This window comes from Streptomyces sp. P17 (assembly GCF_032436805.1).
In the GTDB taxonomy this organism is placed as follows: Bacteria; Actinomycetota; Actinomycetes; order Streptomycetales; family Streptomycetaceae; genus Streptomyces.
Genome location: NZ_JAVRBF010000011.1, coordinates 35,212 through 61,682 on the forward strand (window position 1 = coordinate 35,212; position 26,471 = coordinate 61,682).

General features: G+C 71.2%; 26 protein-coding genes. 15 read left to right on the plus strand and 11 right to left on the minus strand.

The annotated features are described in order from the left end of the window. The gene (locus RMT89_RS09425; RefSeq protein ID WP_315883343.1) at positions 1 to 753 is read left to right on the plus strand and encodes a DNA polymerase beta superfamily protein; all 753 of its coding nucleotides are present in this window, start codon (positions 1 to 3) and stop codon (positions 751 to 753) included. Here the strand turns inward: RMT89_RS09425 and RMT89_RS09430 are convergent. Further along, on the minus strand, positions 679 to 1,422 hold the full coding sequence (locus RMT89_RS09430; protein ID WP_315883344.1) for a DNA polymerase beta superfamily protein: 744 nt from the start codon (positions 1,420 to 1,422) through the stop codon (positions 679 to 681). The genes RMT89_RS09425 and RMT89_RS09430 overlap by 75 nt on opposite strands. A 22-nt stretch (positions 1,423 to 1,444) precedes the next feature. After that, positions 1,445 to 1,870 carry a Rieske (2Fe-2S) protein gene (locus RMT89_RS09435; protein WP_315883345.1) on the minus strand — a complete coding sequence of 142 codons (426 nt, stop codon included), beginning with the start codon at positions 1,868 to 1,870 and terminating at the stop codon, positions 1,445 to 1,447. A 196-nt stretch (positions 1,871 to 2,066) separates the two neighbouring features. Between RMT89_RS09435 and aroH the strand changes: the two genes are divergently transcribed. From aroH to der, 5 genes are all read left to right on the plus strand, one after another. Next, complete coding sequence (gene aroH, locus RMT89_RS09440) at positions 2,067 to 2,429, plus strand: chorismate mutase (protein WP_315883346.1); 363 nt, start codon at positions 2,067 to 2,069, stop codon at positions 2,427 to 2,429. Further along, the gene (locus RMT89_RS09445; protein WP_315883347.1) at positions 2,426 to 3,511 is read left to right on the plus strand and encodes a prephenate dehydrogenase; all 1,086 of its coding nucleotides are present in this window, start codon (positions 2,426 to 2,428) and stop codon (positions 3,509 to 3,511) included. Before aroH ends, RMT89_RS09445 begins: the two co-directional genes overlap by 4 nt. 107 nt (positions 3,512 to 3,618) lie before the next feature. Continuing rightward, positions 3,619 to 4,305, plus strand: a complete 687-nt coding sequence (gene cmk, locus RMT89_RS09450) for a (d)CMP kinase (RefSeq protein WP_315883348.1) — start codon at positions 3,619 to 3,621, stop codon at positions 4,303 to 4,305. Beyond that, positions 4,263 to 4,946 (plus strand): lysophospholipid acyltransferase family protein, encoded by a 684-nt coding sequence (locus RMT89_RS09455; RefSeq protein WP_399497831.1) that lies wholly within the window; start codon positions 4,263 to 4,265, stop codon positions 4,944 to 4,946. The genes cmk and RMT89_RS09455 overlap by 43 nt, the downstream gene beginning before the upstream one ends. 73 nt (positions 4,947 to 5,019) lie before the next feature. Further along, positions 5,020 to 6,495, plus strand: coding sequence for a ribosome biogenesis GTPase Der (der, locus tag RMT89_RS09460; RefSeq protein WP_315883349.1), 1,476 nt, complete (start codon positions 5,020 to 5,022; stop codon positions 6,493 to 6,495). 65 nt (positions 6,496 to 6,560) lie between these two features. Here the strand turns inward: der and RMT89_RS09465 are convergent, their stop codons facing one another. Beyond that, positions 6,561 to 6,884 carry a hypothetical protein gene (locus tag RMT89_RS09465; RefSeq protein ID WP_315883350.1) on the minus strand — a complete coding sequence of 108 codons (324 nt, stop codon included), beginning with the start codon at positions 6,882 to 6,884 and terminating at the stop codon, positions 6,561 to 6,563. 72 nt (positions 6,885 to 6,956) lie between these two features. Further along, the gene (locus RMT89_RS09470; protein WP_315883351.1) at positions 6,957 to 7,739 is read right to left on the minus strand and encodes a hypothetical protein; all 783 of its coding nucleotides are present in this window, start codon (positions 7,737 to 7,739) and stop codon (positions 6,957 to 6,959) included. Positions 7,740 to 8,276: 537 nt separating this feature from the next. Here RMT89_RS09470 and RMT89_RS09475 point away from each other — a divergent pair. Both RMT89_RS09475 and RMT89_RS09480 read left to right on the plus strand, forming a co-directional pair. Beyond that, positions 8,277 to 8,891 carry a transglycosylase family protein gene (locus RMT89_RS09475; protein WP_315883352.1) on the plus strand — a complete coding sequence of 205 codons (615 nt, stop codon included), beginning with the start codon at positions 8,277 to 8,279 and terminating at the stop codon, positions 8,889 to 8,891. A 119-nt stretch (positions 8,892 to 9,010) separates the two neighbouring features. Then, positions 9,011 to 9,619: a transglycosylase family protein gene (locus RMT89_RS09480; RefSeq protein WP_315883353.1), complete on the plus strand. Its 609-nt coding sequence runs from the start codon at positions 9,011 to 9,013 to the stop codon at positions 9,617 to 9,619. Here RMT89_RS09480 and RMT89_RS09485 read toward each other — a convergent pair. The 3 genes from RMT89_RS09485 to RMT89_RS09495 are packed head-to-tail and all read right to left on the minus strand — an operon-like array spanning position 9,537 to position 13,521. Then, the gene (locus RMT89_RS09485; RefSeq protein ID WP_315883354.1) at positions 9,537 to 10,226 is read right to left on the minus strand and encodes an ATP-binding cassette domain-containing protein; all 690 of its coding nucleotides are present in this window, start codon (positions 10,224 to 10,226) and stop codon (positions 9,537 to 9,539) included. The two genes, RMT89_RS09480 and RMT89_RS09485, sit on opposite strands and share 83 nt — an antisense overlap. Next, positions 10,223 to 13,045 carry an ABC transporter permease subunit gene (locus RMT89_RS09490; protein ID WP_315883355.1) on the minus strand — a complete coding sequence of 941 codons (2,823 nt, stop codon included), beginning with the start codon at positions 13,043 to 13,045 and terminating at the stop codon, positions 10,223 to 10,225. The genes RMT89_RS09485 and RMT89_RS09490 overlap by 4 nt, the downstream gene beginning before the upstream one ends. Then, entirely contained in the window at positions 13,045 to 13,521 is a 477-nt protein-coding gene (locus RMT89_RS09495) for a hypothetical protein (protein WP_315883356.1), read from the minus strand. Before RMT89_RS09495 ends, RMT89_RS09490 begins: the two co-directional genes overlap by 1 nt. Before the next feature lie 132 nt (positions 13,522 to 13,653). Here RMT89_RS09495 and RMT89_RS09500 point away from each other — a divergent pair, with 132 nt between their 5' ends. The 3 genes from RMT89_RS09500 (at position 13,654) to RMT89_RS09510 (ending at position 16,595) form a co-directional block, all read left to right on the plus strand. Further along, positions 13,654 to 14,205, plus strand: a complete 552-nt coding sequence (locus tag RMT89_RS09500; RefSeq protein ID WP_315883357.1) for a hypothetical protein — start codon at positions 13,654 to 13,656, stop codon at positions 14,203 to 14,205. Further along, positions 14,174 to 15,466 (plus strand): ABC transporter substrate-binding protein, encoded by a 1,293-nt coding sequence (locus tag RMT89_RS09505; RefSeq protein WP_315883358.1) that lies wholly within the window; start codon positions 14,174 to 14,176, stop codon positions 15,464 to 15,466. Before RMT89_RS09500 ends, RMT89_RS09505 begins: the two co-directional genes overlap by 32 nt. 103 nt (positions 15,467 to 15,569) lie before the next feature. Then, positions 15,570 to 16,595 carry a YafY family protein gene (locus RMT89_RS09510; RefSeq protein WP_315883359.1) on the plus strand — a complete coding sequence of 342 codons (1,026 nt, stop codon included), beginning with the start codon at positions 15,570 to 15,572 and terminating at the stop codon, positions 16,593 to 16,595. Here RMT89_RS09510 and ctaD read toward each other — a convergent pair. After that, complete coding sequence (ctaD, locus tag RMT89_RS09515; protein ID WP_315883360.1) at positions 16,486 to 18,165, minus strand: cytochrome c oxidase subunit I; 1,680 nt, start codon at positions 18,163 to 18,165, stop codon at positions 16,486 to 16,488. The genes RMT89_RS09510 and ctaD overlap by 110 nt on opposite strands. Before the next feature lie 426 nt (positions 18,166 to 18,591). On the opposite strand from ctaD, the gene RMT89_RS09520 reads away from it, so the two are divergent. Next, a complete protein-coding gene (locus RMT89_RS09520) occupies positions 18,592 to 18,807 on the plus strand; it encodes an I78 family peptidase inhibitor (protein WP_315883361.1) in 216 nt (71 codons plus the stop codon). 116 nt (positions 18,808 to 18,923) lie between these two features. Here the strand turns inward: RMT89_RS09520 and RMT89_RS09525 are convergent, their stop codons facing one another. After that, entirely contained in the window at positions 18,924 to 19,916 is a 993-nt protein-coding gene (locus RMT89_RS09525) for a phosphatase PAP2 family protein (RefSeq protein ID WP_315883362.1), read from the minus strand. Between the two features lie 219 nt (positions 19,917 to 20,135). After that, complete coding sequence (locus RMT89_RS09530; RefSeq protein ID WP_315883363.1) at positions 20,136 to 21,332, minus strand: glycosyltransferase family 39 protein; 1,197 nt, start codon at positions 21,330 to 21,332, stop codon at positions 20,136 to 20,138. Between the two features lie 261 nt (positions 21,333 to 21,593). Between RMT89_RS09530 and RMT89_RS09535 the strand changes: the two genes are divergently transcribed. Together RMT89_RS09535 and RMT89_RS09540 are read left to right on the plus strand one after the other, a co-directional pair. After that, complete coding sequence (locus RMT89_RS09535; protein ID WP_315883364.1) at positions 21,594 to 23,195, plus strand: MFS transporter; 1,602 nt, start codon at positions 21,594 to 21,596, stop codon at positions 23,193 to 23,195. A gap of 118 nt (positions 23,196 to 23,313) precedes the next feature. Then, positions 23,314 to 24,492 (plus strand): acyl-CoA dehydrogenase family protein, encoded by a 1,179-nt coding sequence (locus RMT89_RS09540; protein WP_315883365.1) that lies wholly within the window; start codon positions 23,314 to 23,316, stop codon positions 24,490 to 24,492. A gap of 35 nt (positions 24,493 to 24,527) precedes the next feature. Here RMT89_RS09540 and RMT89_RS09545 read toward each other — a convergent pair whose 3' ends face one another. Then, a complete protein-coding gene (locus RMT89_RS09545) occupies positions 24,528 to 24,965 on the minus strand; it encodes a cell division protein SepF (RefSeq protein WP_315883366.1) in 438 nt (145 codons plus the stop codon). Between the two features lie 326 nt (positions 24,966 to 25,291). Here RMT89_RS09545 and RMT89_RS09550 point away from each other — a divergent pair, with 326 nt between their 5' ends. Next, the gene (locus RMT89_RS09550; RefSeq protein WP_315883367.1) at positions 25,292 to 26,461 is read left to right on the plus strand and encodes a DUF5685 family protein; all 1,170 of its coding nucleotides are present in this window, start codon (positions 25,292 to 25,294) and stop codon (positions 26,459 to 26,461) included. Positions 26,462 to 26,471 lie beyond the last annotated feature (10 nt).

Below are 26,471 nucleotides of genomic sequence, written 5' to 3' on the forward strand. Positions count from 1 at the left end.
ATGATCGACGCCCTGGACATCGACCTCGCGCCCGTCGTCGCCGAACAGCCCGACCCGGTGCTCTTCGCGACCGTCTCCGGCGCCCATCTGTACGGCTTTCCGTCCCAGGACTCGGACGTGGACCTGCGAGGCGTGCACCTGCTGTCCGCCGCCGACCTCGTCGGGCTGCGCGAGCCGGCCGAGACCCGGTCGCGGATGTGGGACCGGGACGGTGTGGAGATGGACCTGGTCACCCATGACCTGCGCAAGTTCGTCCGGCTGATGCTCCGCCGCAACGGCTACGTCCTGGAACAGCTGCTCTCCCCGCTCGTCGTGCACACCACCGACGCGCACCGGGAACTGGCCGCGCTCGCCCCCGGTGTCGTGACCGGCCACCACGCCCACCACTACCGGGGGTTCGCCAACACCCAGTGGCGGCTGTTCACCAAGACCGACGAGCTCAAGCCGCTGCTCTACACCTTCCGGGTCCTGCTCACCGGCATCCACCTGATGCGCTCCGGCGAAGTACAGGCCCATCTGCCCACGCTGCTCGGGGAGGTGCCCGAGGCGCCCGCCTGTCTGCCCGACCTGATCGCGGCGAAGGCGGAGCGGGAGCACGGGACGGCCGCGGTCGACCACGCGCGCGTGGAGGCGGACGTCGAGCGGCTGCACGCCCTGCTGGACGAGGCGCAGTCGACGTCAGCCCTGCCCGACGCCCCGACCGTGTACGACGCCCTGCACGACCTCGTCGTACGGATCCGGCTGAAGGGCTGAGGCACGACGGACGCGGACGAGGAAGTCCTCCACGCGCCGTCGGTCCGGCTCGGCGGGCAGCGGGCTGTGCTCGGCGGCCCGCTCCGCCTCCTCCGCCAGCCGCGTCATCCACGACTCGACCTCCGGCCACGGAACCTCGCCTCGCTTGACCGCGAGGAGCGGTGCGCGCTGGTCGCCGACGTCGATGGTGAGCTCCCCTGTGCGCAGCAGATCGCGGGCGCTCATCAGCAGGCGCAGCAGGTGCATCGCGTGCTTCCAGCGCGGGGCGCCGTGGTTGCGGACGTCCGCCTCCAGCTTCTTGCGCTGGCCCACGGCGTACCGCGCGAACGTGGTGTGGGCCTGGCGGGACAGGAAGGCCCCGCGCAGATCGAGCAGTTCCCGGCCCGTCTCGTCGGCGTACTCCACGAGCGGGGAGTGCAGACACTCCAGGATGTTGGGGTTCGCGCGCAGCGCCAGCTCGCAGAAGCGCTCCAGCTCCCAGCTGAACTGCTCCTCGGCCGGTCCCTCGATGTGCGTCGGCGGCTTGTCGAAGCGCCAGAACAGGGGAGTGGGGGCGAGGAACACGCCCCGCCGGTCGGTGTCGCTGCCGTCCGTCGCCAGACCGAAGGCACGCGAACCCATGACGCAGGCGTAGATCGTGTGGTCGCGTACCAGGGTGGCGGGGTGCATGGCCCGGAGCGTACGCGGCGGCTCACGCCAGGCGGATCGAATTTCCCTCCACCGTGATCTTCTCCTCGGGCAGCGGACGCGTCGCCGGCGGGTTCTCCACCGCGCCGTCCGTGATGCTGAACCTGCTGCCGTGGCAGGTGCAGTTGATGGTGCCGCCCTCGACGTTCGCGACGACGCACTGCTGGTGGGTGCAGATGGCCGAGAAGGCCTTGAACTCGCCCTCCTCCGGCTGGGTCACCACGACCTTCTCGTCCTTGAAGATCGTGCCGCCGCCGACCGGGACGGCGTCCGTGGTGGTCAGCTCCCGGCCGCCCGCCTCGGTGGCCTCGCCGGTCTGGTCGGTGGAGGTGGAGCCGCCGCTGTCATCGCCTGAGCCGCCACAGCCCGAGACGAGTGCCGCAGCGCCCGTGGCGAGGAGGATCGTGCGCCGGTTCGGACGAATGGTCATGTCGGCACTCCGAAGAACGGTGAGACCAGGAACAACAGCATCTTGGCACCGAATATGACGAAGAAGACGCAACCCGGGAGGGAGCACCACAAAACGCCACCGTCTCAGCGGGCGGGCGTCGCGCACCGGTCCGGCAGCCGCTGACTAGGCTGGATGGGCACAGAGTCGATCCGTACAGCAGCAAGGGAGCCAAGCCGTGGCGGTACGAGCGGTCCGGGGCGCCGTCCAACTGGACGTGGACGAGGCCGGCCACATGGACGAGCGGGTCGGTGCCCTGCTCACCGCCGTCCTGGAGCGCAACGGACTGACTACGGACGACCTGATCAGCATCTGGTTCACGGCCACGCCCGATCTGCACAGCGACTTCCCCGCGGCCGCCGCCCGCAAGCTCGGCATCGTCGACGTGCCCCTGATCTGCGCGCAGGAACTGGACATCGAGGGCGCCATGCCCCGCGTGGTCCGGGTCCTCGCGCACATCGAGTCCGACCTGCCCCGGTCCGGGATCGCCCATGTCTACCTCGGCGCCGCGGCCGCCCTGCGCAAGGACATCGCCCAGTGAGAACCGCACTCGTCATCGGCACCGGCCTCATCGGTACGTCCGCCGCGCTCGCGCTCATGAGCCGGGGCGTCGTCGTCCACCTCGCCGACCACGACCCCGAGCAGGCCCGTACGGCGGCCGCGCTCGGCGCCGGCACGGACGAGGCGCCCGAGGGCCCGGTGGACCTCGCGGTCGTCGCCGCGCCGCCCGCCCATGTGGCCGGGGTGCTCGCCGACGCCATGCGGCGCGGTGTGGCCCGCGGCTACCTGGACGTGGCGAGCGTCAAGGGCGGACCGCGCCGTGAGCTCCAGGCGCTGGGCCTGGACCTGTCGGCGTACATCGGCACCCACCCGATGTCGGGCCGCGAGAAGTCCGGCCCGCTGGCCGCCTCCGGTGACCTCTTCGAGGGCCGGCCCTGGGTGCTCACCCCGACCCGGGACACCGACACCGAGGTCCTGAACCTCGCCCTTGAGCTGGTCTCGCACTGCCGGGCCGTACCGGTCGTCATGGACGCCGACGCCCACGACCGCGCGGTGGCGCTGGTCTCCCACATGCCGCACCTGGTGTCCAGCATGGTCGCCGCGCGCCTGGAGAACGCCGAGGAGGCGGCCGTACGGCTGTGCGGTCAGGGCATCCGGGATGTGACGCGGATCGCGGCCTCCGACCCCCGGATGTGGATCGACATCCTCTCCGCCAACCCGGGGCCGGTCGCCGATCTCCTCGCGGACGTCTCCGCGGATCTCGACGAGACGGTCCAGGCGCTGCGGGCGCTGCAGTCCTCCGACGAGGCCAAGCGCCGCGAGGGCACGGCGGGCATCGAGGACGTCCTGCGCCGCGGGAACGCCGGGCAGGTCCGGGTCCCGGGCAAGCACGGCTCAGCGCCGCGGGTCTACGAGGTCGTGGCGGTCCTGATCGACGACCAGCCGGGCCAGCTGGCGCGTATCTTCGCCGACGCGGGCCGGGCCGGGGTCAACATCGAGGACGTCCGTATCGAGCACGCGACGGGGCAGCAGGCCGGTCTGGTCCAGCTGATGGTCGAGCCGAACGCGGTCCCGGTCCTGACGGCGGCGCTGCGGGAGCGGGGCTGGGCGATCCGCCAGTAGCCGCGGGCGTCCGGACGAGTGATGCGCACCCAGTAACCTTGTGCGGGGCACGATCGCGCCCCTCCACCCCTCCACCCCTCCGCACCACACCAGGAAGGTGTCTTCCCGTGGAAAACGGCGCCGCCCAGCCCGTGATTGTCGCCATCGACGGTCCCTCCGGCACGGGTAAGTCGAGCACGTCCAAGGCCGTCGCCGCGCAGCTCGGCCTGAGCTACCTCGACACCGGTGCCCAGTACCGGGCGATCACCTGGTGGATGGTGAACAACGGCATCGACGTCGACGATCCGCACGCCGTCGCCGCCGTGGCCGGGAAGCCCGACATCGTCTCCGGCACCGACCCGGAGAAGCCGACGATCACCGTCGACGGCATCGACGTCGCCGCCCCGATCCGGACCCAGGAGGTCACCTCCCAGGTCAGCGCGGTCAGCGCGGTGCCCGAGGTGCGGGCGCGGATCACCGAGCTGCAGCGTTCGATCGCGGCCGCCGCCGAGGACGGCATCGTCGTCGAGGGCCGGGACATCGGTACGACCGTGCTCCCCGACGCCGATCTGAAGATCTTCCTCACCGCCTCCCCGGAGGCGCGGGCCGCCCGCCGCAGCGGTGAGCTGAAGGGCGCCGACGTGCACGCCACCCGCGAGGCCCTGATCAAGCGGGACGCGGCCGACTCCAGCCGTAAGACCTCGCCGCTGGCCAAGGCCGGCGACGCGGTCGAGGTGGACACCACCGAGCTCACCCTCGCGCAGGTCATCGAGTGCGTCGTGACCCTCGTCGAGGAGAAGCGGGCCGGGAAGTGACGGCACCTTCCGAGCGGGGCGCGGAGGTCGGGCGGCGGATCGGCGTCGGCCTGATGTACGGGCTGTGGAAGCCGCGGGTCCTGGGTGCCTGGAAGGTCCCCGCGACCGGCCCGGTGATCCTCGCCGTCAACCACTCGCACAACATCGACGGCCCGATGGTCATCGGCGTGGCGCCCAGGCCGTCGCACTTCCTGGTCAAGAAGGAAGCGTTCGTCGGCCCGCTCGACCCCTTCATGCGGGCCGTCGGTCAGCTGAAGGTGGACCGCTCGACCGCCGACCGTACGGCCATCACCCAGGCGCTGGACGTGCTGGCGTCCGGCGGTGTGCTCGGCATCTTCCCGGAGGGCAGCCGGGGCGAGGGCGACTTCGCCGCGCTGCGGGCCGGGCTCGCGTACTTCGCCGTGCGCAGCGGCGCCCCCATAGTCCCGGTCGCCGTACTGGGAAGCACCGAGCGGCCCGGGCGGTTGACAAAGGCGCTGCCCGCGCTGCGCTCCCGCATCGACGTCGTCTTCGGCGACCCCTTCGAGGCGGGCGACGGCACCGGACGCCGCACCCGCAAGGCGCTGGACGAGGCGACCGAGCGCATCCAGAAGCAGCTCACCGCGCACCTGGAAAACGCCAGGCGGCTCACCGGCCGCTAGGCGACACTTGAGTAGTGGATCATCCGAAACGGGGCGTTCCACCGATCACCACACTGAACGAGGTACGGACTTCATGAACGACCAGATCCCCTCCGAGGGCTCGGGCGAGGCGCACGACCACGGAGCACTTGGCGACGCCGAGTACGCGGAGTTCATGGAGCTCGCCGCGGAAGAGGGCTTCGACCTGGAGGACGTCGAGGGCGCCATCGAGGCGGCGGGCCACGGTCCACTGCCCGTGCTCGCCGTCGTCGGCCGCCCGAATGTCGGCAAGTCGACCCTCGTCAACCGCATCATCGGGCGCCGCGAGGCCGTCGTGGAGGACAAGCCCGGCGTCACCCGCGACCGCGTCACCTACGAGGCCGAGTGGGCCGGCCGCCGCTTCAAGGTCGTCGACACCGGCGGCTGGGAGCAGGACGTCCTCGGCATCGACGCCTCCGTGGCGGCCCAGGCCGAGTACGCCATCGAGGCCGCCGACGCCGTCGTCTTCGTCGTCGACGCCAAGGTCGGCGCCACCGACACCGACGAGGCGGTCGTACGACTGCTGCGCAAGGCGGGCAAGCCCGTCGTGCTGTGCGCCAACAAGGTCGACGGACCGAGCGGCGAGGCGGACGCCGCGTATCTGTGGTCCCTCGGGCTCGGTGAGCCGCATCCGGTCTCGGCGCTGCACGGCCGCGGTACCGGCGACATGCTGGACGCCGTCCTGGAGGTGCTGCCGGACGCCCCGGAGCAGACCTTCGGCACCGCTGTCGGCGGCCCCCGGCGCATCGCCCTCATCGGGCGCCCGAACGTCGGCAAGTCCTCGCTGCTGAACAAGGTGGCGGGCGAGGAGCGCGTCGTCGTCAACGAACTCGCGGGCACCACCCGTGACCCCGTCGACGAGCTGATCGAACTCGGCGGTGTCACCTGGAAGTTCGTCGACACCGCGGGTATCCGCAAGCGGGTCCACCTCCAGCAGGGTGCCGACTACTACGCCTCGCTGCGCACCGCCGCCGCCGTGGAGAAGGCCGAGGTGGCGGTCATTCTGATCGACGCCTCCGAGAACATCTCGGTGCAGGACCAGCGCATCGTGACGATGGCCGTCGAGGCCGGACGCGCGGTGGTCCTGGCCTTCAACAAGTGGGACACCCTCGACGAGGAGCGCCGCTACTACCTGGAGCGGGAGATCGAGACCGAGCTCGGCCAGGTGGTGTGGGCGCCGCGGGTCAACGTCTCGGCGCGCACCGGCCGGCACATGGAGAAGCTGGTCCCGGCGATCGAGACGGCCCTGGCGGGCTGGGAGACCCGGGTTCCGACCGGACGGCTCAACGCCTTCCTCGGCGAGCTGGTCGCCGCCCACCCGCACCCGATCCGGGGCGGCAAGCAGCCCCGCATCCTGTTCGGCACCCAGGCCGGCACCAAGCCGCCGCGGTTCGTGCTCTTCGCCTCCGGCTTCATCGAGGCCGGCTACCGGCGCTTCATCGAGCGCCGGCTGCGCGAGGAGTTCGGCTTCGAGGGCACGCCGATCCATATCTCGGTGCGGGTGCGAGAGAAGCGCGGCAAGAAGAAGTAGGCAGGAACAGGAAGAGGGCGGCCCCAACCGGGGCCGCCCTCTTCCTGTTTCGGATGCCTCCGCTTTCAGATGCCTCTGCGGGGGACCGGCTGCAGGGCCGGCTGCAGCCCGGTGCCCTGAGGCCCGATGTGTCCGACGCGCTGCCACTGCGACTGCGACTGCCGGGCAGTGTGCGCGCCCGCGCTGTAGGCGCTGTACGAGCTGCTGAACGACCCCGGGCGGTACCCGCCGTACGAGCCCGTACTGTGCGGGATGTTCCCGAAGGCGGTGAACCCCAGGTCCTCCTCGCCGCTGCGGTCACCCGGCAGCGTACGGAAGGACTTGACGTACTCGGCGTAGAGCGCGTCGTAGATCGGCGTGGCCGATGGAGAAACATCGTATGCGTGCACGTATGTCCAAACGACCGCCTACATGAAGGGATGCGGTCGCCGGACCGGCCTTTGGGGGGCGCGCGGAGGCGCTCACGTCCCCGCGAGCGGCAGCGCGGACGCGACCAACTTCCCATTGGCCGCAGCCTTGTCCAGCGCGTCCCGCAGCAGATCCTCCCGAGGCTGGCGCCCGATGGTCCCGGCCGGCGCCGCGAACATCAGTACCTGCTGGTGCTTGTTGGCCGCGGCCCGCCACCCCTCGGTGACCTGCAGCGGCTGGTGCGCCTGCCACCAGGCGACCGGCTGGCCGCCGTCGGCGCCGGGCTGCAGAACGGCGTGCAGCTGGCCGACGGCGAGCAGTACCGACCATCCGTGCAGAACGGGCGGCACCGACTCGATCGCCGTCACCGGCATGAACCCCTGCTCGATGAGCAGCGGCAGGAAGTCGTCGCCGATGGCGGTGGACCCGGGCCGGACGATGGGGCCGGTCGGTTCCACCACGAGCGCCGGGTGCAACTCCCCGGCGATCAGGACGAGTCCGCTGGTCACCCCGAGCACCGCCTGCTCGGGTACGACCTTCTCCGGCTCCAGGTCGACCGTGTCACCGGTGATGGACCGCACGGCCCCCTTGAGCTGTTCCTCGGTGACCTGCACGACCTGCGAGGGCAGGCAGGTGGCGTGGGCGAAGGCGAGGACGGCGGTCTCGTCCCCGATGAACAGGACGGTGCTGGTGCGCTCCTGTTCGGAGTCGCCCTGGGTGCGGCAGGACGTGCAGTCGTAACTGCCGGGGGCGTTCTCTCCGGCGAGCAGCCGGTCGGCTTCTTCGTCGCCGATCTCGGCGCGTACCTCGTCGCTGACGTCGAGCATGCGCGGCACGGGTGGCTCCCTCGGGAAGTGGTACGTGGCGGGGCCGGGTGGCTCCCGGCTCGTGAACCGGGTGGGTCCCGGGCTCATGAAGAAGACAACGGCTGATCTGTGGCGGGAGTCACGCACCAGGGCGAACGGAATCGAACCATCCGTCGCGCACGGTCACCGCTGGCGCGGAATCGGGTACTCCCGGTCAAGTCCTTGGTGGGTCAAGGCAGTTGGTTCCGTGAAGTGGGTCACAGGTCGCGGAGGTGACTGGTCGACAAATCAGGAAATCGGCCCATGAAGTGGGTGACCGAAAATCGCTGATACCCGAGGTAACGGCGAACTGGCCAGGAATGACAAGGAGTTGGTTGATACCGGGCAGTCACCGTCCGTACATTCCTCCGCCGTGTGCACAGAGCACCGCTCGGGTACGTCCGTCGGCCGCACCACAGCCAGCTCGCAGCACGACCCCACCGGCGGACGGGCCGGAGCGCGACCGCGACCCAGTGCGCGGAACGCGCCCCGGCTTGGGGGAGCCCGGGTCAGTCGAGAGGGAACTTCATGTCTGGTTGTGCCGATACCACTCGCGACAACGCCCGTAAGACGCGTACGACGGCGGTTCTCGCCGGGGCCGCCCTGCTCGCCCCGCTCGGACTGCTGGCCGTGACCGGCAACGCCACCGCGGCGGACGGCGGAGTGTGGGACCGCATCGCCCAGTGCGAGAGCGGCGGCAACTGGCACATCAACACCGGCAACGGCTACTACGGAGGACTCCAGTTCTCCGCGAGCACCTGGCGCGCGTACGGCGGCGGCGCCTACGCGGCCACGGCCGACCGGGCGAGCAAGGACCAGCAGATCGCCGTCGCCACCAAGGTCCAGCGCGCCCAGGGATGGGGCGCCTGGCCCACCTGCTCGGCGCGGGCCGGGGCGTACGGCAGCGCGCCCGCCGCAGGCTCCGTGACGACGAAGGCGGCCCCGCCGAAGGCGCCTGAGCGCTCCTCGGCCCACATCGACCGCGGCTCCTCCCGCGGCGACTACGTCGTGCGCCAGGGCGACACCCTGAGCGGCATCGCCGCCCGGCACGGGACCACCTGGCAGCGCCTCTACGCCGCCAACAAGGCCGTCATCGGCGGTGATCCCGATGTGATCGTGCCCGGCCAGCGCCTCGACATCTGAGCGCGGCTCCCCCTCACCGGGCACGGGGCCCCGCCCGTCGGTCCGCCGACCGGGTGGGGTCCCTCGGCGCACCGACGCGCCGGGACGGCCTCGCGCGCCGCGCTGCTTAGCGTGGGCCGATGTTCCGCATGCCGATCACGCTCGCCCTCGCGGCCGCCCTGCTCTCCGTCCTCGCCCCCGGCACCGCCCACGCGGCACCGCCGCCGGCCCCCGGACCGCCCGCCACGCGCGTGCCCTACGACTGCGCCAAGGACCAGTGGCCCTGGGGCTGTATCGCCAAGTGCGAGAGCAGCGGCCGCTGGCACATCAACACCGGCAACGGCTTCTACGGCGGACTGCAGTTCTGGCAGCCCACATGGAAGGAGTTCGGCGGTCTGAAGTACGCCCCGCGCGCGGATCTCGCCACCCGCGAGCAGCAGATCGCGGTCGCGCAGGAGGTACTGGCCAGGCAGGGGTGGGGGGCCTGGCCCGTGTGTTCGAAGCGGTACGGCCTCAAGGGGCGCATGCACACGGTGAAATCCGGTGACACGCTCTCGTCGATCGCCCGCAAGTACGGGATCAAGGATGGGTGGCAGGCCCTCTACAAGGCCAACAAGAAGACGGTCGGCAGCTCTCCGGACCGGGTGATGCCGGACATGCTGCTGGTCATTCCGAAGGGTGCGACCCGGTCCACCGCGCTCTTCGGGCCGCCTCTGGCGAAGCCCGCAGCTCAGCCGCCTCGCCGCTGAACACGACGGCACCGCGGCGCAGTTCGTACACGAGCACCGGGTGGTCGCGCAGGACGGGCGGCAGCCGCTGCTCGGCGAGGACCACGCAGGCGTCCAGGCCGGCCAGGAGTTCGTACGTCCGGGTCGCCACCGCCGGCGCCATGCCCTGCGCCGGTTCGTCCACGAGCACCACGCGCGGGCGGGCCAGCAGGGCGCGGGAGAGCGCCAGCATGCGCTGCTCGCCGCCGGAGAGGGTGCCGGCGCGGCGGGGGAGCAGTTGCTCCAGGCGGGGGTAGGCGTCCAGGGCCGGCTCGTAGGCGGGGGCGGTGAGTTCGAGGTTCTCGCGCACGGTCAGGGAGCCGAAGACCGCCTGCCGTTCCGGGATCAGGCACAGACCGCGGCGGGCCCGTTCGTACGCAGGTACGCGGGTCACGTCGGCGCCGTCCCACACCACCGCGCCGCCGGACAGCGGGACGGTTCCGGCCAGGGCGCGCAGGGCGGTCGTACGGCCTGATCCGTTGCGGCCGAGGAGGACGGTGAGGCCGGGGGCGGGTGCGGCGAGGGTGATGCCGTGCAGGGCCTCCAGGGGGCCGTAGCGCACGCGCGCGTGGCGCAGGGAGATGGTCATACGGGGGTCTCCTGGGCGCCGAGTGTATCGAGGACGTGGGCCGGGGGGCCGGAGGCGATGATGCGGCCCGCGGTCATGACGTGCACGACGTCCGCGAGGTCGGCTACCAGGTCCAGGTCGTGTTCCACGACGAGGAGGGCGGTGCCGTCGGCGGCGAGGGCCTTCAGGATGCGGGCCAGCGCGGTGACCTCGGCGGTGTCCAGGCCTGCCGCGGGTTCGTCCAGGAGCAGTACGCGGGGGGTGCCGGCCAGGGCTCTCGCGAGTTCGACTCTGCGGAGGGTACCGGTGGGGAGGTCGGCGGCGGGGGCGTCTCGTACGTTGTCCAGGCCCAGCAGGCGGAGGGTTCGGTGCACGGCGGTCGGGTCGTCGATGCGGCCCTGTTCCGCGCCTACGCGGATGTTTTCGGCCACGGTGAGGGAGGGGAAGACGGCCAGTTGCTGGAAGGTGCGGGCGATGCCGAGGCGGGTGCGGCTGTGGGCGGGGAGGTCGGTGATGTCGCGGTCGCCGTAGCGGACTTGGCCTCGGGTGGGGCGCAGGGTGCCTGCGAGGCAGTGGAAGAGGGTGCTTTTGCCTGCGCCGTTGGGGCCGACGACGGCGGTGATCCGGGCGGGGGGTACGTCGAGGTCGATGCCGGTGAGGGCTTTGTACGCGCCGTAGTCGGCTTGGAGGTCGTGGGTGGTGAGCACCCGGCCTTCGGCCGGGTCTTGTTTCCCACCCGCACCACCCGTGCGGCTTTCGTGGTCGGGTGCGGGCGGCCCTGGTGGGGGTTGACCGCCGTCGGCGGCTGCGGCTGCGGCTGGGCGGGTGGGTGCCTTCGGCGGGGCCGTGGATGGGGTGGCGGGGCTTCTTGGCGTTGCTGGTTCGCGTCGCCGTTCTGCCGGGTGCCGGCTGCTGGTCCCCGTCGTCTCCGGCCCTCCGCTCCGGGGCAGGCTCTCTTGCGCCTCCTCCGCAGTGAGCGGCCGACGTTGTCGCAGCGTCGCCCGCACAGCCGTTCCCCGTTCCGTCAGGCTCGCCCTTCCCGCCGGCCGTAGCCTCGTCGCCGCGCTTCGCAACGCCTCGTACGGCCCCCCGGGGAACCGGCCCACCAGCACCGCCAGTACGCCGATCAGGGCCGCTGCGACGCCGCCCCGCGCGCCTGCGTCCAGGCCCACCAGCAGGGCCGCCGCCGCCAGCGCGCCCAGTGTGCTGTCCGCGCCCAGGACCACTACCGCGGCGAACCAGAGCAGGCCCCGGACCGGGTCGTAGGCGGCCGGGTCGAAGGCTCGTAGGCCCATGCCGAGCATGCCGCCGCCGAGGGCGGCCAGGGCGGCGCCCGAGACGAAGGCCAGGAGTTTCAGGGTCGGGACCCGGACCCCCGACGCCGAGGCGCCTGCCTCGTCGTCCCGCATCGCCGCCAGGGCCCGGCCGGTGCGGCCCCTGCGCAGGGCGCGAGTCGCCAGCAGGGCGGCCCCGAGCAGGACCAGCTCCAGGACGTAGTACGCGCGGTCGCCCTCGAAGCCCGCCGGGCGGCCCAGGGTCAGGCCCGAGGTCGCGTACGGCTGGGCGAAGACGAAGCGGCTCACCCCCACGCCCACCGCGAACGTCGCCAGGGCGAGGGCCAGCCCCCTGCGGCTGATCGCCGGCCAGCCCGTCAGCAGGCCCAGCGGGGCCACCAGGACCACCGCCAGCGCAAGGGCCGCCAGCTCCGGCATGCCTGGCAGGCCAGGGAAGCGGCCCGCCGCCAGGAGGGCCGTGAAGAGGGCGCCCAGGCCCGCGTACGCCGCCTGGCCCAGGGAGATCTGGCCGCCCCGGCCGGTGACCACCACCAGGGACAGCAGTACGACACCCAGCGCAGGCACCTGGACCGAGGTGTGCAGGTCCGAGCCCGCGAAGCCCAGCGGCAGCAGGAACAGCACCACCGCCACGATCCAGGCACCCGGCGGGGTCGCTACACGCGCGGTGGCGGTGCGGGGGAGCGCGTCGCGCGTGCCGATGCGGGGGAGGGCCAGCGCCGCGATCAGCAGGGCCACCACGAAGAGGTTCGCGCCGACCGCCTGGAGCAGTGGCTCGCCCCAGCCCTGCGGGTGCAGGCGCGTCAACTGGCTCTGCGCCACGCCGATGCCGAGCGCCGCCACCACCGCGACCGGCAGGCTCCGCATGCGCGCGGCCACCGCTACCGCCACCACCTCCATCACCAGCAGCGGCAGTCCGTACGGGTCGAGGCGGACGTACGGCGCCAGCAGTACGCCCGTCAGGCCCGCCGTGAACGAGCCGAACGCCCAGCCCGCCGCGGCTACCCGGTCCGCGTCGATCCCGCCGAGCACGGCCAGCTGCCGGTCGTCCACGACGGCCCGCAGCTCCCGCCCGAACCGGGTCCACCGGACGACCGAACCGACCGCCGCCGCCAGCACGAGGGCCACCGCCAGCTGTCCCCAGGGGTCGGCCGACACCAGCAGCTCCGGCGCGTCGTCCCGCGCCCCCTGCCCCCACAGCAGCGCCGCCCCGCCCACCAGCAGCACGAACACACCGATCGACGCCACCAGGGTCTGCGCCGGATCACTGCCGAGGACGGACAGCGGCCGGAAGACGAACCGTTCCAGCGCCATTCCGATCGCGGGCGCCAGGACCAGCAGGGTCACCGTCGCCCCCGCCCACAGCGGCCAGCCCCACTCCACCACGCACTGCCGCAGGACGTACGCGCACACCATCGCGATGGCGCCGTGCGCGAAGTTGAGCACGCCGGTCGCGCGGTAGGTGACGACCAGACCGATCCCGGTGAGCGCGGCGGCGCTGCCGACCGAGAGGCCGGCCAGGGTGAGGTCGTACGTCAGTGAGGACATCAGTCGTCCGCTTCGGCGGGCTCACAGATCGGGCACGGGCCCAGCTCGCCGCTCCTGACCAGCTTCGCATCCACCGGTACCGCTTCCGCTTTCCCGGCCACCAGCGGGCAGTCCGCGCGGTGGTACAGCGTGCCGCCCGGCACCATCAGCCGGTCCCCGCTGACCGCGAGCGGCGCGCTCACCAGCTGCCCCGAAGCCTCGGCGTCGGCCGGTTCCGCGGCCACGAGAAGGCCGTACAGCTCCTCCACGCGCGTGGCGGCGAGCGCGTTGCGGCCATGGGTGAGCAGGACGGCCCCGGAGACGATCAGCGCGGCGCCGGGGACCGTGCAGGACGCCAGATAGGGCAGCTGCCGTTCGGCGAACCGCTCGCCCGACACCCCGTACCAGCCGAGCACGCACAGCACCGCGCCCGCGGCGAGCGCGGCCCAGCCGGCCCACAGGACGGGGTGCACGGTCCGCAGTCGGGCTGTCCGCATGTCTGGCTCCTCTGGCTTCACCCGTGCACATGCCTGTCCATGTCAGCCGATGGCTTGCACTATGCCTTCTGTCAGCTGACCCTGAAAGCACCGGGCGCACCCGGCCCGGACCGACACCCGGTGGTGAGCCAGATGGTTCTCGGGAGCGACCTCAGTCGGCGGAACACGGGACGGGGTACGGCACTGGCGGCCGCCCTGCTCCTCTTCCTCGCCCCGGCCCTTGCGGCCTGCAGCGACGACGAGGGCGGCGGCGGCGACGCCACCCCGCCCAGCCCTTCGGTCGAGCAGACGACGAGCGCCCCCGCGGCGACGGCGCCGGCCGACGTGGGGGCGGCCGAGCGGGAGGTCAAGCAGAACTGGCAGAGGTTCTTCGACCCCAAGACCTCCCTGAAGGACAAGCAGACCGTCCTGGAGAACGGTGAGCAGATGGCCCCGGTGCTCCAGGCGTTCAGCGGCGACGAGCGCGGCGGACAGGTCGGGGCCCAGGTCACCGAGGTCGCCTTCACCTCGCCGACCGAGGCGGACGTGACGTACACGCTCACCCTGAACGGCGCCACCGCCCTGCCGGATGCCGCGGGGACGGCCGTCGAGCAGGACGGCACCTGGAAGGTGTCCGCCAAGACGCTGTGCGCGCTGGTGCAACTGAGCGGCAATGGCTCGGCCTCGCCGGTCCCGGGCTGCTGAGGCCGCGGTCGCGGTGCTGCTGCTCGTCCTGAGCGCGGCCTGCGGCAGCCGCCTGCCGGAGAGCGACTTCGAGGACCGTGAGCGCGGTACCCCCGCGCGGGACAGCGCCCCGATCCGGGTCGGCATCATCACCAGCGCCACCAGCCCGGTCGGCGGCAACGCCTTCACCGGCCCGCGCGACGGGGCGAAGGCGTACTTCGAGCGGCTCAACGCGCGCGGGGGCATCGACGGCCGCCCGGTCGAGGTGCGTCTGTGCGACGACGGCGGCAGCGGCGTCGGCAACAACGAGTGCGTGCACCAGCTCATCAACGAGGACCGGGTGGTGGCCCTGGTCGCCACCACGGCCCTCGACTACGCGGGCGCCGCCCGCGTCTCACGCGCGCGCGTGCCCGACATCGGCGGCCAGCCCATCGGCGCCGCCTACGACACCTGGCCGCACCTGTACGGCATCTACGGCAGCCTCGCGCCCAGGAACGGCACGGTCGGCTGGGACGGCAAGCTGTACGGCGGCACCGAGGTCTACCGCTACTTCAAGCGTGAGCACGGCGCCCGTACGGCCGCCGTCGTCTCCTACAACCAGGCCGCGTCCGCCGCCTACGCGCGGCTCGTCGAGCGGGGTCTGAAGGCCGAGGGCTACAAGGTGGTCACCGAGCAGGTCGACTTCGCGCTGCCCAACTTCCGTGCTGTCGCGGCCGACTTGAAGGAACAGGGCGCCGACCTCGTCTTCGACGCGATCGACAGTCACGGCAACGCCCGGCTGTGCGCCGCCATGGACGATGCCGGTGTCGAGATCACCGCCAAGGTGACGAACGTACAGAACTGGACCTCGGCCGTCGAGGACGACTACAAGGACGCCCCGCGCTGCCGCAACGCCCTGTGGGCGACCGGCTCCAGCCGCAACTTCGACGACACCGAGCATGAGGCCGTACGGGAGTTCCGCGATGCCACCGAGGGCCTGAAGACGCACGCGCAGTGGCAGTTGGAGGGATGGGCCGCCGCGCAGTGGTTCACCGAGGCGGCGCGGTCCTGCGCGAAAACGGGCGTCACGCGCGCGTGCGTCGACGACTGGATGAGCCGCAGCCAGGGCTGGACCGCCGACGGCCTGCTGCTCCCCGTCCGCTTCGAGCGGCTGGCCGAGCCGCCCAAGACCCGCCGGACGTGTCTGTCCGTGGCCCGCTGGGAGGACGGCCGGGGCTGGGTGTCCCAAGGCGATATGGACAGCACGTGCTTCGACGTGCCGCAGTTGTCCTACACGCCCTGAACGAGGGCGATGCTGACCGTCGTGACAGCGACTTGTCTATCTCTATCGATGAGTTGAGCATTGCGGACCGTTACTGTCCGGTTGCGCTGGCAGACTCGGCGCCATGTTGGAGACCTCGGCACGACTGCTGCGCCTGCTCTCGCTCCTCCAGGCCCACCGGGACTGGTCCGGCGCTCAACTCGCCGACCGTCTCGGTGTCACCCCCCGTACGGTCCGGCGGGACGTGGAGCGGCTGCGCGAGCTCGGCTACCCCGTCAACGCCAGTCCCGGCACCGGAGGCGGGTACCAGCTGGGCGCGGGCGCCGAGTTGCCGCCCCTGCTCCTGGACGACGACGAGGCGGTCGCCGTCGCCGTAGGGCTGCGCACGGCCGCGGGACAGGGTATCGAGGGCATCGGGGAGACCTCCGTACGGGCCCTGGCCAAGCTGGAGCAGGTCCTGCCGAACCGGCTGCGCCGCCGGGTCAGCGCCCTGAACGCGTTCACCGTGCCGATGCTGCGCGTCCAGCCCGCCGCCGTGGACCCCGGGGTCCTGACCGAACTGGCCCACCTGTGCCGGGACGCCGAGCTCCTGCGCTTCGAGTACCGGGGCCACGACGGCACGCTCAGCGCTCGCCGAGCCGAGCCGCACCGCCTGGTGTGCACCGAGCGCCGCTGGTACCTGGTCGCCTGGGACCTCGACCGGGACGACTGGCGCATCTTCCGCGTCGACCGCATCACGCCCAAGCCCCCGCACGGCCCCCGCTTCACCCCGCGCCGCCCGCCGGCCGACGACCTCGCGGCCTATGTCTCCCAGGGCGTCTCCACGCGCGCGTACGCCACCCACGCCCTGGTCCGGCTGCTGGTGCCCCTGCGGGAGGCCGCCGAGCGCATCTCGCCCACGGCCGGCGTGCTGGAGCCCGAGGGCCCGCGCAGCTGTCTGCTGCGCACCGGGGCCGCCGGCCTCGATGTGATGGTGATCCATGTGATGCTGCTGGGCTTCGAGTTCGAGGTGCTGGAGCCCGTCGAGCTCACGGACGCGATCAGGACTGCTCGGGACCGGCTTTCTCGGGCTCTGGAGCGAGTGCCGCGAACTTGGGGTGGTGCAGATCGAACGCCGGGGACTCCGAGCGGATCCGGGGCAGAGTGGTGAAGTTGTGCCGCGGCGGGGGACAGGACGTGGCCCACTCCAGCGAACGGCCGTAGCCCCAGGGGTCGTCGACCTCGACCTTCTCGCCGTACTTCGCCGTCTTCCAGACGTTGTAGAGGAACGGCAGCGTCGAGATGCCGAGCAGGAACGCGCCGATCGTCGAGATCGTGTTGAGCGCCGTGAAGCCGTCGGCGGCCAGATAGTCGGCGTACCGGCGGGGCATGCCCTCCGCGCCCAGCCAGTGCTGCACCAGGAACGTGGTGTGGAAGCCGACGAACAGCGTCCAGAACTGGATCTTCCCGAGCCGCTCGTCGAGCATCTTCCCGGTGAACTTCGGCCACCAGAAGTAGAACCCGGCGAAGATCGCGAAGACGACGGTGCCGAAGACGACGTAATGGAAGTGCGCGACGACGAAGTAGGTGTCGGTGACGTGGAAGTCCATCGGGGGCGAGGCCAGGATCACCCCGGTCAGGCCGCCGAACAGGAACGTCACCAGGAAGCCCACCGACCACAGCATCGGTGTCTCGAAGGACAGCGAGCCCTTGAGCATGGTGCCGGTCCAGTTGAAGAACTTGACGCCTGTCGGCACCGCGATCAGGAAGCTCATGAAGGAGAAGAACGGCAGCAACACCGCACCGGTGGCGAACATGTGGTGCGCCCACACCACCACCGACAGACCGGTGATCGCCATCGTCGCCGCGACCAGCGTCAGATAGCCGAACATGGGCTTGCGGGAGAAGACCGGGATGATCTCGCTGACGATGCCGAAGAACGGCAGCGCGATGATGTACACCTCGGGATGGCCGAAGAACCAGAACAGGTGCTGCCACAGCAGCGCACCGCCGTTGGCCGCCTCGAAGATGTGCGAGCCGAACCGCCGGTCGGCCTCCAGGCACAGCAGCGCCGCCGCGAGCACCGGGAACGCCATCAGGATCAGGATCGACGTGAACAGCGTGTTCCACACGAAGATCGGCATCCGGAACATCGTCATGCCGGGCGCGCGCATCCCGATGATGGTGGTGATGAAGTTGACCGCGCCGAGGATCGTGCCGAACCCGGACAGCGCGAGGCCCATGATCCACAGATCGCCCCCGATGCCCGGGGAGCGCTCCAGGCTGTTGAGCGGCGCGTAGGCGAACCAGCCGAAGTCGGCGGGCCCGGACGGCACCAGCAGCGAGCTGATGACGATCAGGCCGCCGAACAGATAGAACCAGTACGACAGCATGTTCAGCCGGGGGAAGGCGACGTCCGGCGCGCCGATCTGCAACGGCATCAGTTCGTTGGCGAAGCCCGCGAACGCCGGGGTGGCGAAGAGCAGCAGCATGATCGTGCCGTGCAGCGTGAAGAGCTGGTTGAACTGCTGGTTGTCGATGAGCTGCAGCCCGGGCCTGGCCAGCTCGGCGCGCATCAGGAGCGCCATCAACCCGCCGAGCAGGAAGAACAGGAACGACGTGATCAGATACAGATGGCCGATCTTCTTGTGGTCGGTGGTCGTCAGCCAGTCGACGATCACCCGGCCCTTGTGCTTGGTCCGCACGGGTCGTACCGGCGCCTGCACGGTCTGAGTGCCCATCGCTCGCTCGCCCCTTCGCTCGCCTGCCCCGGGCCCGCTGAAGCCCGCGCCGCGCGTGCCCGCGAGCCCACGCCATGATGCTCGCGTCGCCGCGCGCTCCGACAGGGGGCGTACGAGGGGTCTGTGCCGCAGAGCTGCAGTTCCTGTGTGGCGTCAGTTCCCTTGGAGCCGTGCGGAATCGGGGAAAGAAAGGAGTCCGGGGAGTTCTCCCGGCACTTTCCGTCGGGCTATTGGGAGAGCCGTCGCGACACGCGGGAATTACGTTCGAATGCCTGCGAAAAGCGTAGGGAACCGCTCGTACGTGTGACGGAGTTCGAGCGAAACGCGTGTCGTGATCCTGTGACAAAAGCGTGACCGGAGAGGGACGAGTGACCAAGGTGCCCGCTGCTCTGGCCCCGGGCGTGTGACAGGGCCTAGCGTGGCCGCATGGCACCGATTCCGACACCCCCCGCCGAACCCCAGGACCAGCCGGACAGCTACCTCGGTCTGGACGCCGACCGAGCCGAGCGGCTCGCCCGCGAACGGGGCTGGTCGACCGTCCGGTCGCTGCCGCCGGGCGCGATCATCACCATGGAGTACCGCGTGGGACGGCTGAACTTCGAGGTGCGGGACGGGCTGGTGACCCGGGCCTGGAAGGGCTGAGACGGCACGACGACGGCCCCGGCCCCTTCGTGAGGAATCACGAAGGGGCCGGGGCCGTCGCCGCGGGGATGGGTGGTGCGTACCGAGCCCCGCCGTTCTGTGGCGTCAGCCGCCCGTCAGGGGCGGGCCGTCGAGGTCGTACCGCGGGTGACGCGGTCGGTCTGCGGTGGTCTGCGGCTGCCGACCGGGGTGACCGGGGTGCGCTCCGAGCGGGCCGTGTGCGGGCCGGGCGCCAGATAGACCGGCGCCCGCGGCGAACGGGCCGTGGGGGACACGTCCTGCGCCGTATCGACGGGCTTGAGCAGCACCGGGACCTCGACCGGAGCGGTCGGCGCGGGGGCCGTGCCGGTGCGGCGGGACCGCCAGCGGTCGCGCAGATCGAAGATCACGGCCTCGGCGCGGGCGATCAGCGGCTCGAACCAGGGCAGCGCGAGCAGGATCAGCAGACCCGCGGCCCAGCCGAGGAGCACATCGCTCAGCCAGTGCGTACCGAGGTACACGGTGGACAGGCCCACGCCCAGCGAGGTCACCGCCGACAGGGCGGACAGCCAGCGGCGGGCCGCCGGGGTGGAGGCCAGATAGGCCAGGATTCCCCAGGTCACCACGGCGTTGGCGGTGTGGCCGCTGGGGAATATATCGCCGCCCAGCCACATCTCGTTGGAGCCGATGGTGGTCGCGTAGTGCGGTCCGAGGCGGCCCATGCTGAGCTTGGCGGCGCCGACCGTGACGTTCAGCAGCAGCAGCGAGACGCCGAGTGCGAGCAGCGGCCGCAGGGTGTGCTGCCGCCAGGAACGCCAGCCCAGCCAGGCCGCGATCATCACCGCGGTGGGGCCGCGCTGGCCGAGGACCACGTAGTAGTCGACGAACCACTGGATCTCCGACCACTGCTGGTACGGCCGGAAGAACATGACCTGCCAGTCGAGTCGGACCAGCCACGAGGTGATGACCACGGCCCACACGATCGCCCCGTAGAAGGCCAGGGTCGCGGCGAAAAGCGCGACCCTGTGCCGGCTCATCTTCGGCACATCGATGTGGGCCGGCCGTTCCGGCTCACGGTCCAGCCTCGCGAACACCCGGTCCAGACGGGTGAGGTTTCGTTCGGTACGCACCCAATCGACGTTACAGCGAGTGAGCTCAGAAGCCCGTCGATCCACCGCTTTGTGATGACGATGTGATGTGGGATTCCTCTCAAGGAGGGGTCCATTTCCTGCGACTTCGCAATCAGTGGACGCTGCGCCCTTCAATTCCTTTGATCATTCCAGCGCACGGTTTTATGGCGTTTACGAATTCGTTCACCGGAAGCCGGCCCGGAATTCTCTTGTCGGTCATCACGGCGGACCGGAGCCGTTCAGCCAGAACGCCCCATAGACCGCCGACGCCACCGCGATCAGCGACAGCACCACGGCCGACCTGCGCGTCCGCAGCCGGGACAGGGCCAGGGCCAGGGGCAGCAGCAACGGGAAGGCGGGCAGCAGCAGGCGCGGCTTCGAGCCGAAGTAGCTCGACGCGCACAGCGCGAGCGCGAGGACGACACCCGCGTACACCAGCAGCGGGAGCGGCTGGCCCTGCCGGACGCAGACGACGTACAGCCACACCACGAGGCCGACCCCGACGATCAGCGCGAGCCCGGCGAGCGCCGACGGAAACGACGTGAACTTGTCGGCGACGAAACGGGCGAAGGCGTAGCCGCCGTCGAAGCCGTTGCGCCAGCCGGCCTGGACGTCGAGATAGCCGAGCGGGCCCTTGCCGGTGTGGTGGCCGACCCACAGGACGTAACCGGCGGCTCCCAGGGGCGCGAGCAGCATGCCGAGGGCGCGCCGGACGGCGGGCGCGCCGGGCGGGGGCGGACCGCCGGCGGGGGAGGGGGCGTGCTCGATGTCCTGCACGCGGTCGGCGGGCGCCGCGCTTCGGTCCCGCACGAACGAGGCGATCCCGGCCGCCCACACCGCCGCCACGACGGCGAGCCCGACCGGGCGGGTCAGACCGGCCAGCAGGGCCAGGGTGCCGGCGGTCACCCAACGGCCGGTCAGGACCGCGTACAGCGACCAGGCCGCCAGTGCCGTGAACAGTGACTCGCTGTACGCCATCGACTGCACGATCCCGACCGGCAGCACCGCCCACAGCAGCACCGCGCAGACGCCCGCGCGGCGGCCGTACACATGGTCGGCGACCGCGAAGATCCCCCAGGCCGCGGCGAGCGAGGCGAGCGCCGTGACCAGGAACCCGGCGTCCGCGTACGACAGCGGCGTGAGGGCCGCGAACAGCCGCTCCAGCCAGGGCAGCAGCGGGAAGAAGGCCAGGTTCGAGTGCACGTCGCCGTTGGGCAGCCGCACCTGGTAGCCGTACCCCAGCTCGGCGACCCTGGTGTACCAGAGCGCGTCCCAGCGTGCGGTCAGCAGGGTGTACGCGCTCTTGTCGCGCGACGCGCTCCACAGGGCCAGCGCGAGCAGGCCCAGGGCGCGCACGGCCGCGTACCCCAGGAGGGCCGGCGCCGCTCGCTGCACGCGCGTAGAAGGATCGGTCACGGGCTCGATTATCAGCGGGCCCCGGAACCGGGCGGCCCGCCGGGGGCGTGCTCGACAGGGGAGGAAAGTGGCGTACGCCACACGTGTTCTGTCCGGAGTCTGAGAGGTCCGCCACTAGGCACCGGCACGGACTCGCGTACTCTGACGAGTCACTCGCTTCGTTGCGCGGGCCGGGGACCACCGCTCCTCTCCGGCCGAGTCACGGGGAGTCCCCACCCCGTGAGCCCGCCGAACGCGAGGGAACATCTGGGAGGTACGTACATGTCCGGGACGACCACGGCTGCCGCTGCGCTGCGCCGTCGGGCGGCCGGGGCCGGTGCCAACCGCTGGGTCGTCCTCGTGGTCCTCTGCGCCAGCCTGCTGCTGGTCGCCGTCGACGCCACCGTGCTGCATGTGGCGGTGCCCGCCGTCACCGAGGATCTCAGGCCGGGCGGTATAGAACTGCTCTGGATCGTCGACGTCTACCCGCTCGTCTGCGCCTCGCTGCTGATCCTCTTCGGCACGCTCGGCGACCGGGTCGGGCGCAGACGGATCCTGCTTCTCGGATACGGCCTGTTCGGCGTCGCCTCCGCCATGGCCGCCCTCGCCGACACCGCCCAGGTGCTGATCGTGGCGCGGGCGCTGCTCGGCGTCGGCGGCGCGATGATCATGCCGGCCACCCTCTCGATCCTCCGCCAGGTTTTCCCCGACCGGCGTGAGCGGGCGCTCGCGATCGGTATCTGGAGCGCGGTCGCCGCGGTCGGCGCGGCGGTCGGACCGCTGCTCGGCGGCTTCCTGCTGGAGCACTTCTGGTGGGGCTCGGTCTTCCTCGTCAACATCCCCCTGATGCTGGTCAGCCTGCTGGTGGGCCGGCTGCTGCTGCCCGAGTCCAGGGGAGACGGCCGCGGTCCCTGGGACGTGGTCGGCGCGCTGATGGCGGCGGCCGGTCTGTTCGGGATCGTGCTGGGCGTCAAGCGGCTCGGCGGCGGCGACCTCGACGGCGCCGGCGCGCTGCCTCTGCTGGTGGGCGCGGCCCTGCTGGTCCTGTTCGTACGACGGCAGCGGCGCCGCGAGCACCCCCTGGTCGACCTGCGGATGTTCTCCCGTCCCGCGTTCAGCACCTCGGTGGGCTGCATCGTGCTGGCGATGCTCGCGCTGGTCGGCCTGGAGCTGATCGCCGCGCAGTATCTGCAACTCGTCCTCGGCCTGTCGCCGCTGGAGACGGGGCTGCGGCTGCTGCCGCTGACGTTCGCGGCGATGGGCGCGGGTCTCGCCGGGGCGCGGATGCTGCGCCGGTTCGGGCCGCGGCGGATGGTGTGCTCCGGGTTCTGTCTGACGGCGTTCGCGGTGGTGCTGCTGACGGCGATGGGCGAGACGGACAATCCCGCGCTGATGGTGTCCGGGTTCGTGCTGCTGGGCTTCGGCCTGGAGACCACGCTGTTCGGGGCGTACGAGTCGATGCTGAGCGAGGCACCGCCGGAGCAGGCGGGCGGCGCGGCGGCGATCGGTGAGACCTCGTACCAGCTCGGCGCGGGTATCGGAATCGCGCTGCTGGGCACCGTGATGAACGCGGCCTACACGCCCGGTCTGTCGTCCGTCCCAGGTGTGCCCGCCTCGGCGTCCGCGGCGGCCGGGCACTCGCTGGGCGAGGCCTATGAGGTGGCCGGACAGCTGGGCGGCTCCGCCGGGGAGACCCTGCGCGATGTGGCGCGGAACTGCTTCGTCAACGGGCTGCATGTGACGCTGCTGGTCAGCGCGGGACTGCTGCTGCTCGGCGCGGTGATGGCGCTCAGACTGCCGCGGACGATGAACTGTGAGGCGACGGCCCCGGTGGTGGAGGTGCCGGCGCCGCGGGAGGTCGCGGAGTCCCGGGTCACCGCGTAGGGCCTGTCGTCCAGGCCTCCAGAGCCTGAGACCCCTGGACGTGGTGGAGACTGCGTCGTAACGTCGGCCTTCAATCCGTGACTAGCGCTGCTAGTTTTGAGCTGCCGGAGGGTCTCCCATGCCGTTGCCCCCGTTCGATCCCGCCGATCCGCTGGGGATCGACGACCTCCTTCAGCCCGAGGACCTCGGGGTCCGCGACACCGTCCGCCGGTGGGCCGCCGACCGCGTCCTGCCGTATGTGGCCGAGTGGTACGAGACCGGCGAGCTGCCCGGCATCCGTGAACTGGCCCGTGAGCTCGGTTCCATCGGCGCCCTCGGGATGTCGCTGAGCGGCTACGGCTGCGCCGGCGCCTCCGCCGTCCAGTACGGGCTCGCCTGTCTGGAACTGGAGGCCGCCGACTCCGGCATCCGGTCCCTGGTCTCGGTACAGGGCTCCCTCGCCATGTACGCCATCCACCGCTACGGCAGCGAGGAGCAGAAGCAGAACTGGCTGCCCCGGATGGCCTCCGGCGAGGTCATCGGCTGCTTCGGGCTGACCGAGCCCGACCACGGCTCCGACCCCGCCGCCATGCGGACGTACGCCAAACGCGACGGCGACGACTGGGTCCTGACGGGCCGGAAGATGTGGATCACCAACGGGTCCGTCGCCGGTGTCGCCGTCGTCTGGGCGCAGACCGAGGACGGCATCCGCGGCTTCGTCGTGCCCACCGACAGCCCCGGTTTCTCGGCGCCCGAGATCAAGCACAAGCTGTCCCTGCGTGCCTCGGTCACCAGTGAGCTGGTGATGGACGAGGTACGGCTGCCCACAGATGCGGTCCTCCCCGAGGTCACCGGCCTGCGCGGACCGCTCAGTTGTCTCTCGCACGCGCGCTACGGCATCGTCTGGGGCTCCATGGGGGCGGCCCGCTCCTGTTTCGAGGCCGCGGTCGACTACGCGAAGTCGCGGGAGCAGTTCGGGCGGCCGATCGGGGGCTTCCAGCTCACCCAGGCCAAACTCGCCGACATGGCGGTCGAACTGCACAAGGGGATTCTGCTCGCCCACCATCTGGGGCGGCGTATGGACGCCGGCCGCCTGCGTCCCGAGCAGGTCAGCTTCGGCAAGCTCAACAACGTCCGTGAGGCCATCGACATCTGCCGTACGGCGCGGACGATCCTCGGTGCCAACGGGATCTCGCTGGAGTACCCGATCATGCGGCACGCGACGAACCTGGAATCGGTGCTCACCTACGAGGGCACCGTCGAGATGCACCAGCTCGTGCTGGGCAAGGCGCTCACCGGGCTCGACGCCTTCCGGTGAACCCCGAGGGGGCAGGGCCGACGATCGGCCCTGCCTCAGCTCTGGTTGAAGAAACCGTCCGTCCGGTGCGCCGCGGGCTCACCGTTGATGATCTCCGTGTCGGCCGGGGTCAGCAGGAACACCCGGGTGGACACGCGCTCGATCGAACCGCGCAGACCGAAGATCAGGCCGGCCGCGAAGTCGACGACACGCTTGGCGTCGGCGGCCTCCATGGCCGTGAGGTTCATGATGACCGGGACACCGTCCCGGAACAGCTCACCGATGGCGCGGGCGTCCCGGAAGCTGTCCGGGGTGACCGTGCCGATCCGGCGGCCCTTCTCCTCGGCCACGTCCGAGGCCACCTTGACCCGCGGGTCGGTGACCCAGGCATCCCCGGACTCGGTCCCTTCGGAGTAGTCGTCGTCGTAGTAACGCTCGTCATCGTTGTCGTCAACGAGGCCCAGCCAGGCACTCGCCTTGCGCACCGATCCCATGGACGCCTCCTCTCACAGCGGTCTTTCTTGCTTTCCGCATCCCTATGGTCATCCATGATGCGGACGGCGCGCCAAGTGGATAGACGCCGCGCGGGGGGTTTGTGACGGTACTGGTGCACAGCGCATACGTCGAGAGCCCAGGTGTGCCAAGGGCCGTGCCCCACATGGCTGCTGACTGTGAGTGAAATATGATTCTTCGCGGCGTATGGGTGATCCGCGGTGCGTACGGGTGAAGCGGGAGGGTGCGCAAGGGGCCGCAGGGACGGTCGATACGATGCGGCGGCTCGATGTCGTACTCAATGCCGTACGAACCACGGGGGAACGTCGTGTTCGGAATAGTCAGGCCCTGCCGTCATCGGCTGGGGGAGCGTCTCGCCGGTCAGTGGATGGCCCATCTGTGCGGTCTGTGCCTGGCGTTGCGCGGGGATCACGGGCAGTTCGCGCGGGTGGTGACCAACTACGACGGGCTGCTGATCTCCGTTCTGACGGAGGCTCAGGCCGTCGCGGACGAGGGGTTGCGGCGTACGGCGGGGCCGTGCCCGTTGCGCGGGATGCGGACGGCGTCCGTGGCGCGGGGCGAGGGGGCGCGGCTGGCGGCCGCGGTCTCGCTGGTGCTGGCCTCCGCGAAGGTGCGGGACCATCTCGCCGACGGGGACGGCCTGCTGGCGCGCAAGCCGGTGGCACTGGCCGCGCGCCGGGTCGCTGCCGGCTGGGGTGCGGCGGGGGCGCGCAGTGGTTCCGCCGTGGGGTTCGACACCGGGTTGCTGGTCGACGCGGTGGAGCGGCAGGTCGGGATCGAGGCGCTGGCCGGTCCTGGGACCTCGCTGCTGGTCGTGACCGAGCCGACCGAGACGGCGACCGCGGCGGCCTTCGCGCATACGGCGGTGCTGGCGGGGCGTCCGCTCAATGCCGAGCCGCTCGCCGAGGCGGGGCGGCTGTTCGGGCGGCTCGCGCATCTGCTGGATGCCGTGGAGGACAAGGAAGCTGACGCGGCGTCGGGTGCGTGGAATCCGCTGACCGCGACGGGGACGTCCTTGGCGGAGGCCCGAAGGCTGGCCGATGACGCGGTGCACGGGATACGGCTGGCGCTGCGGGAGGTGTCCTTCACCGATCCGAAGCTGGTGCATCAGCTGTTGGTGCACGAGCTGCGGCGCTCGGTGGACCGGGCGTTCGGCACGGCCTCCTGCTCGCACATGGCGGGTCCGTACGCCCCGCCCGGCGGTCCCGGGAGCCCGGCGCTGCCTCCCGAGCCGCCTCGGCGGGATCGGCGGGGGTTGCTTGCGGGGTGTGCCGTATGGCTCGGATTGGCTTGTACCTGTCAGATGTGCTGCGGGGAGTTCGAGGACCCCTGGAGTCGGCAGCGGCGGGAGGGGCTGTGCACCAGTTGCGATTGCAATGGATGCGGGGATTGCTGTAGCTGCTGTGACTGCTGCGGGAATTGCTGCGGCGACGACGGCTGTGGCTGTGACGGCTGTGACTGCGGGTGCAACTGCTGAGGTGGGACGA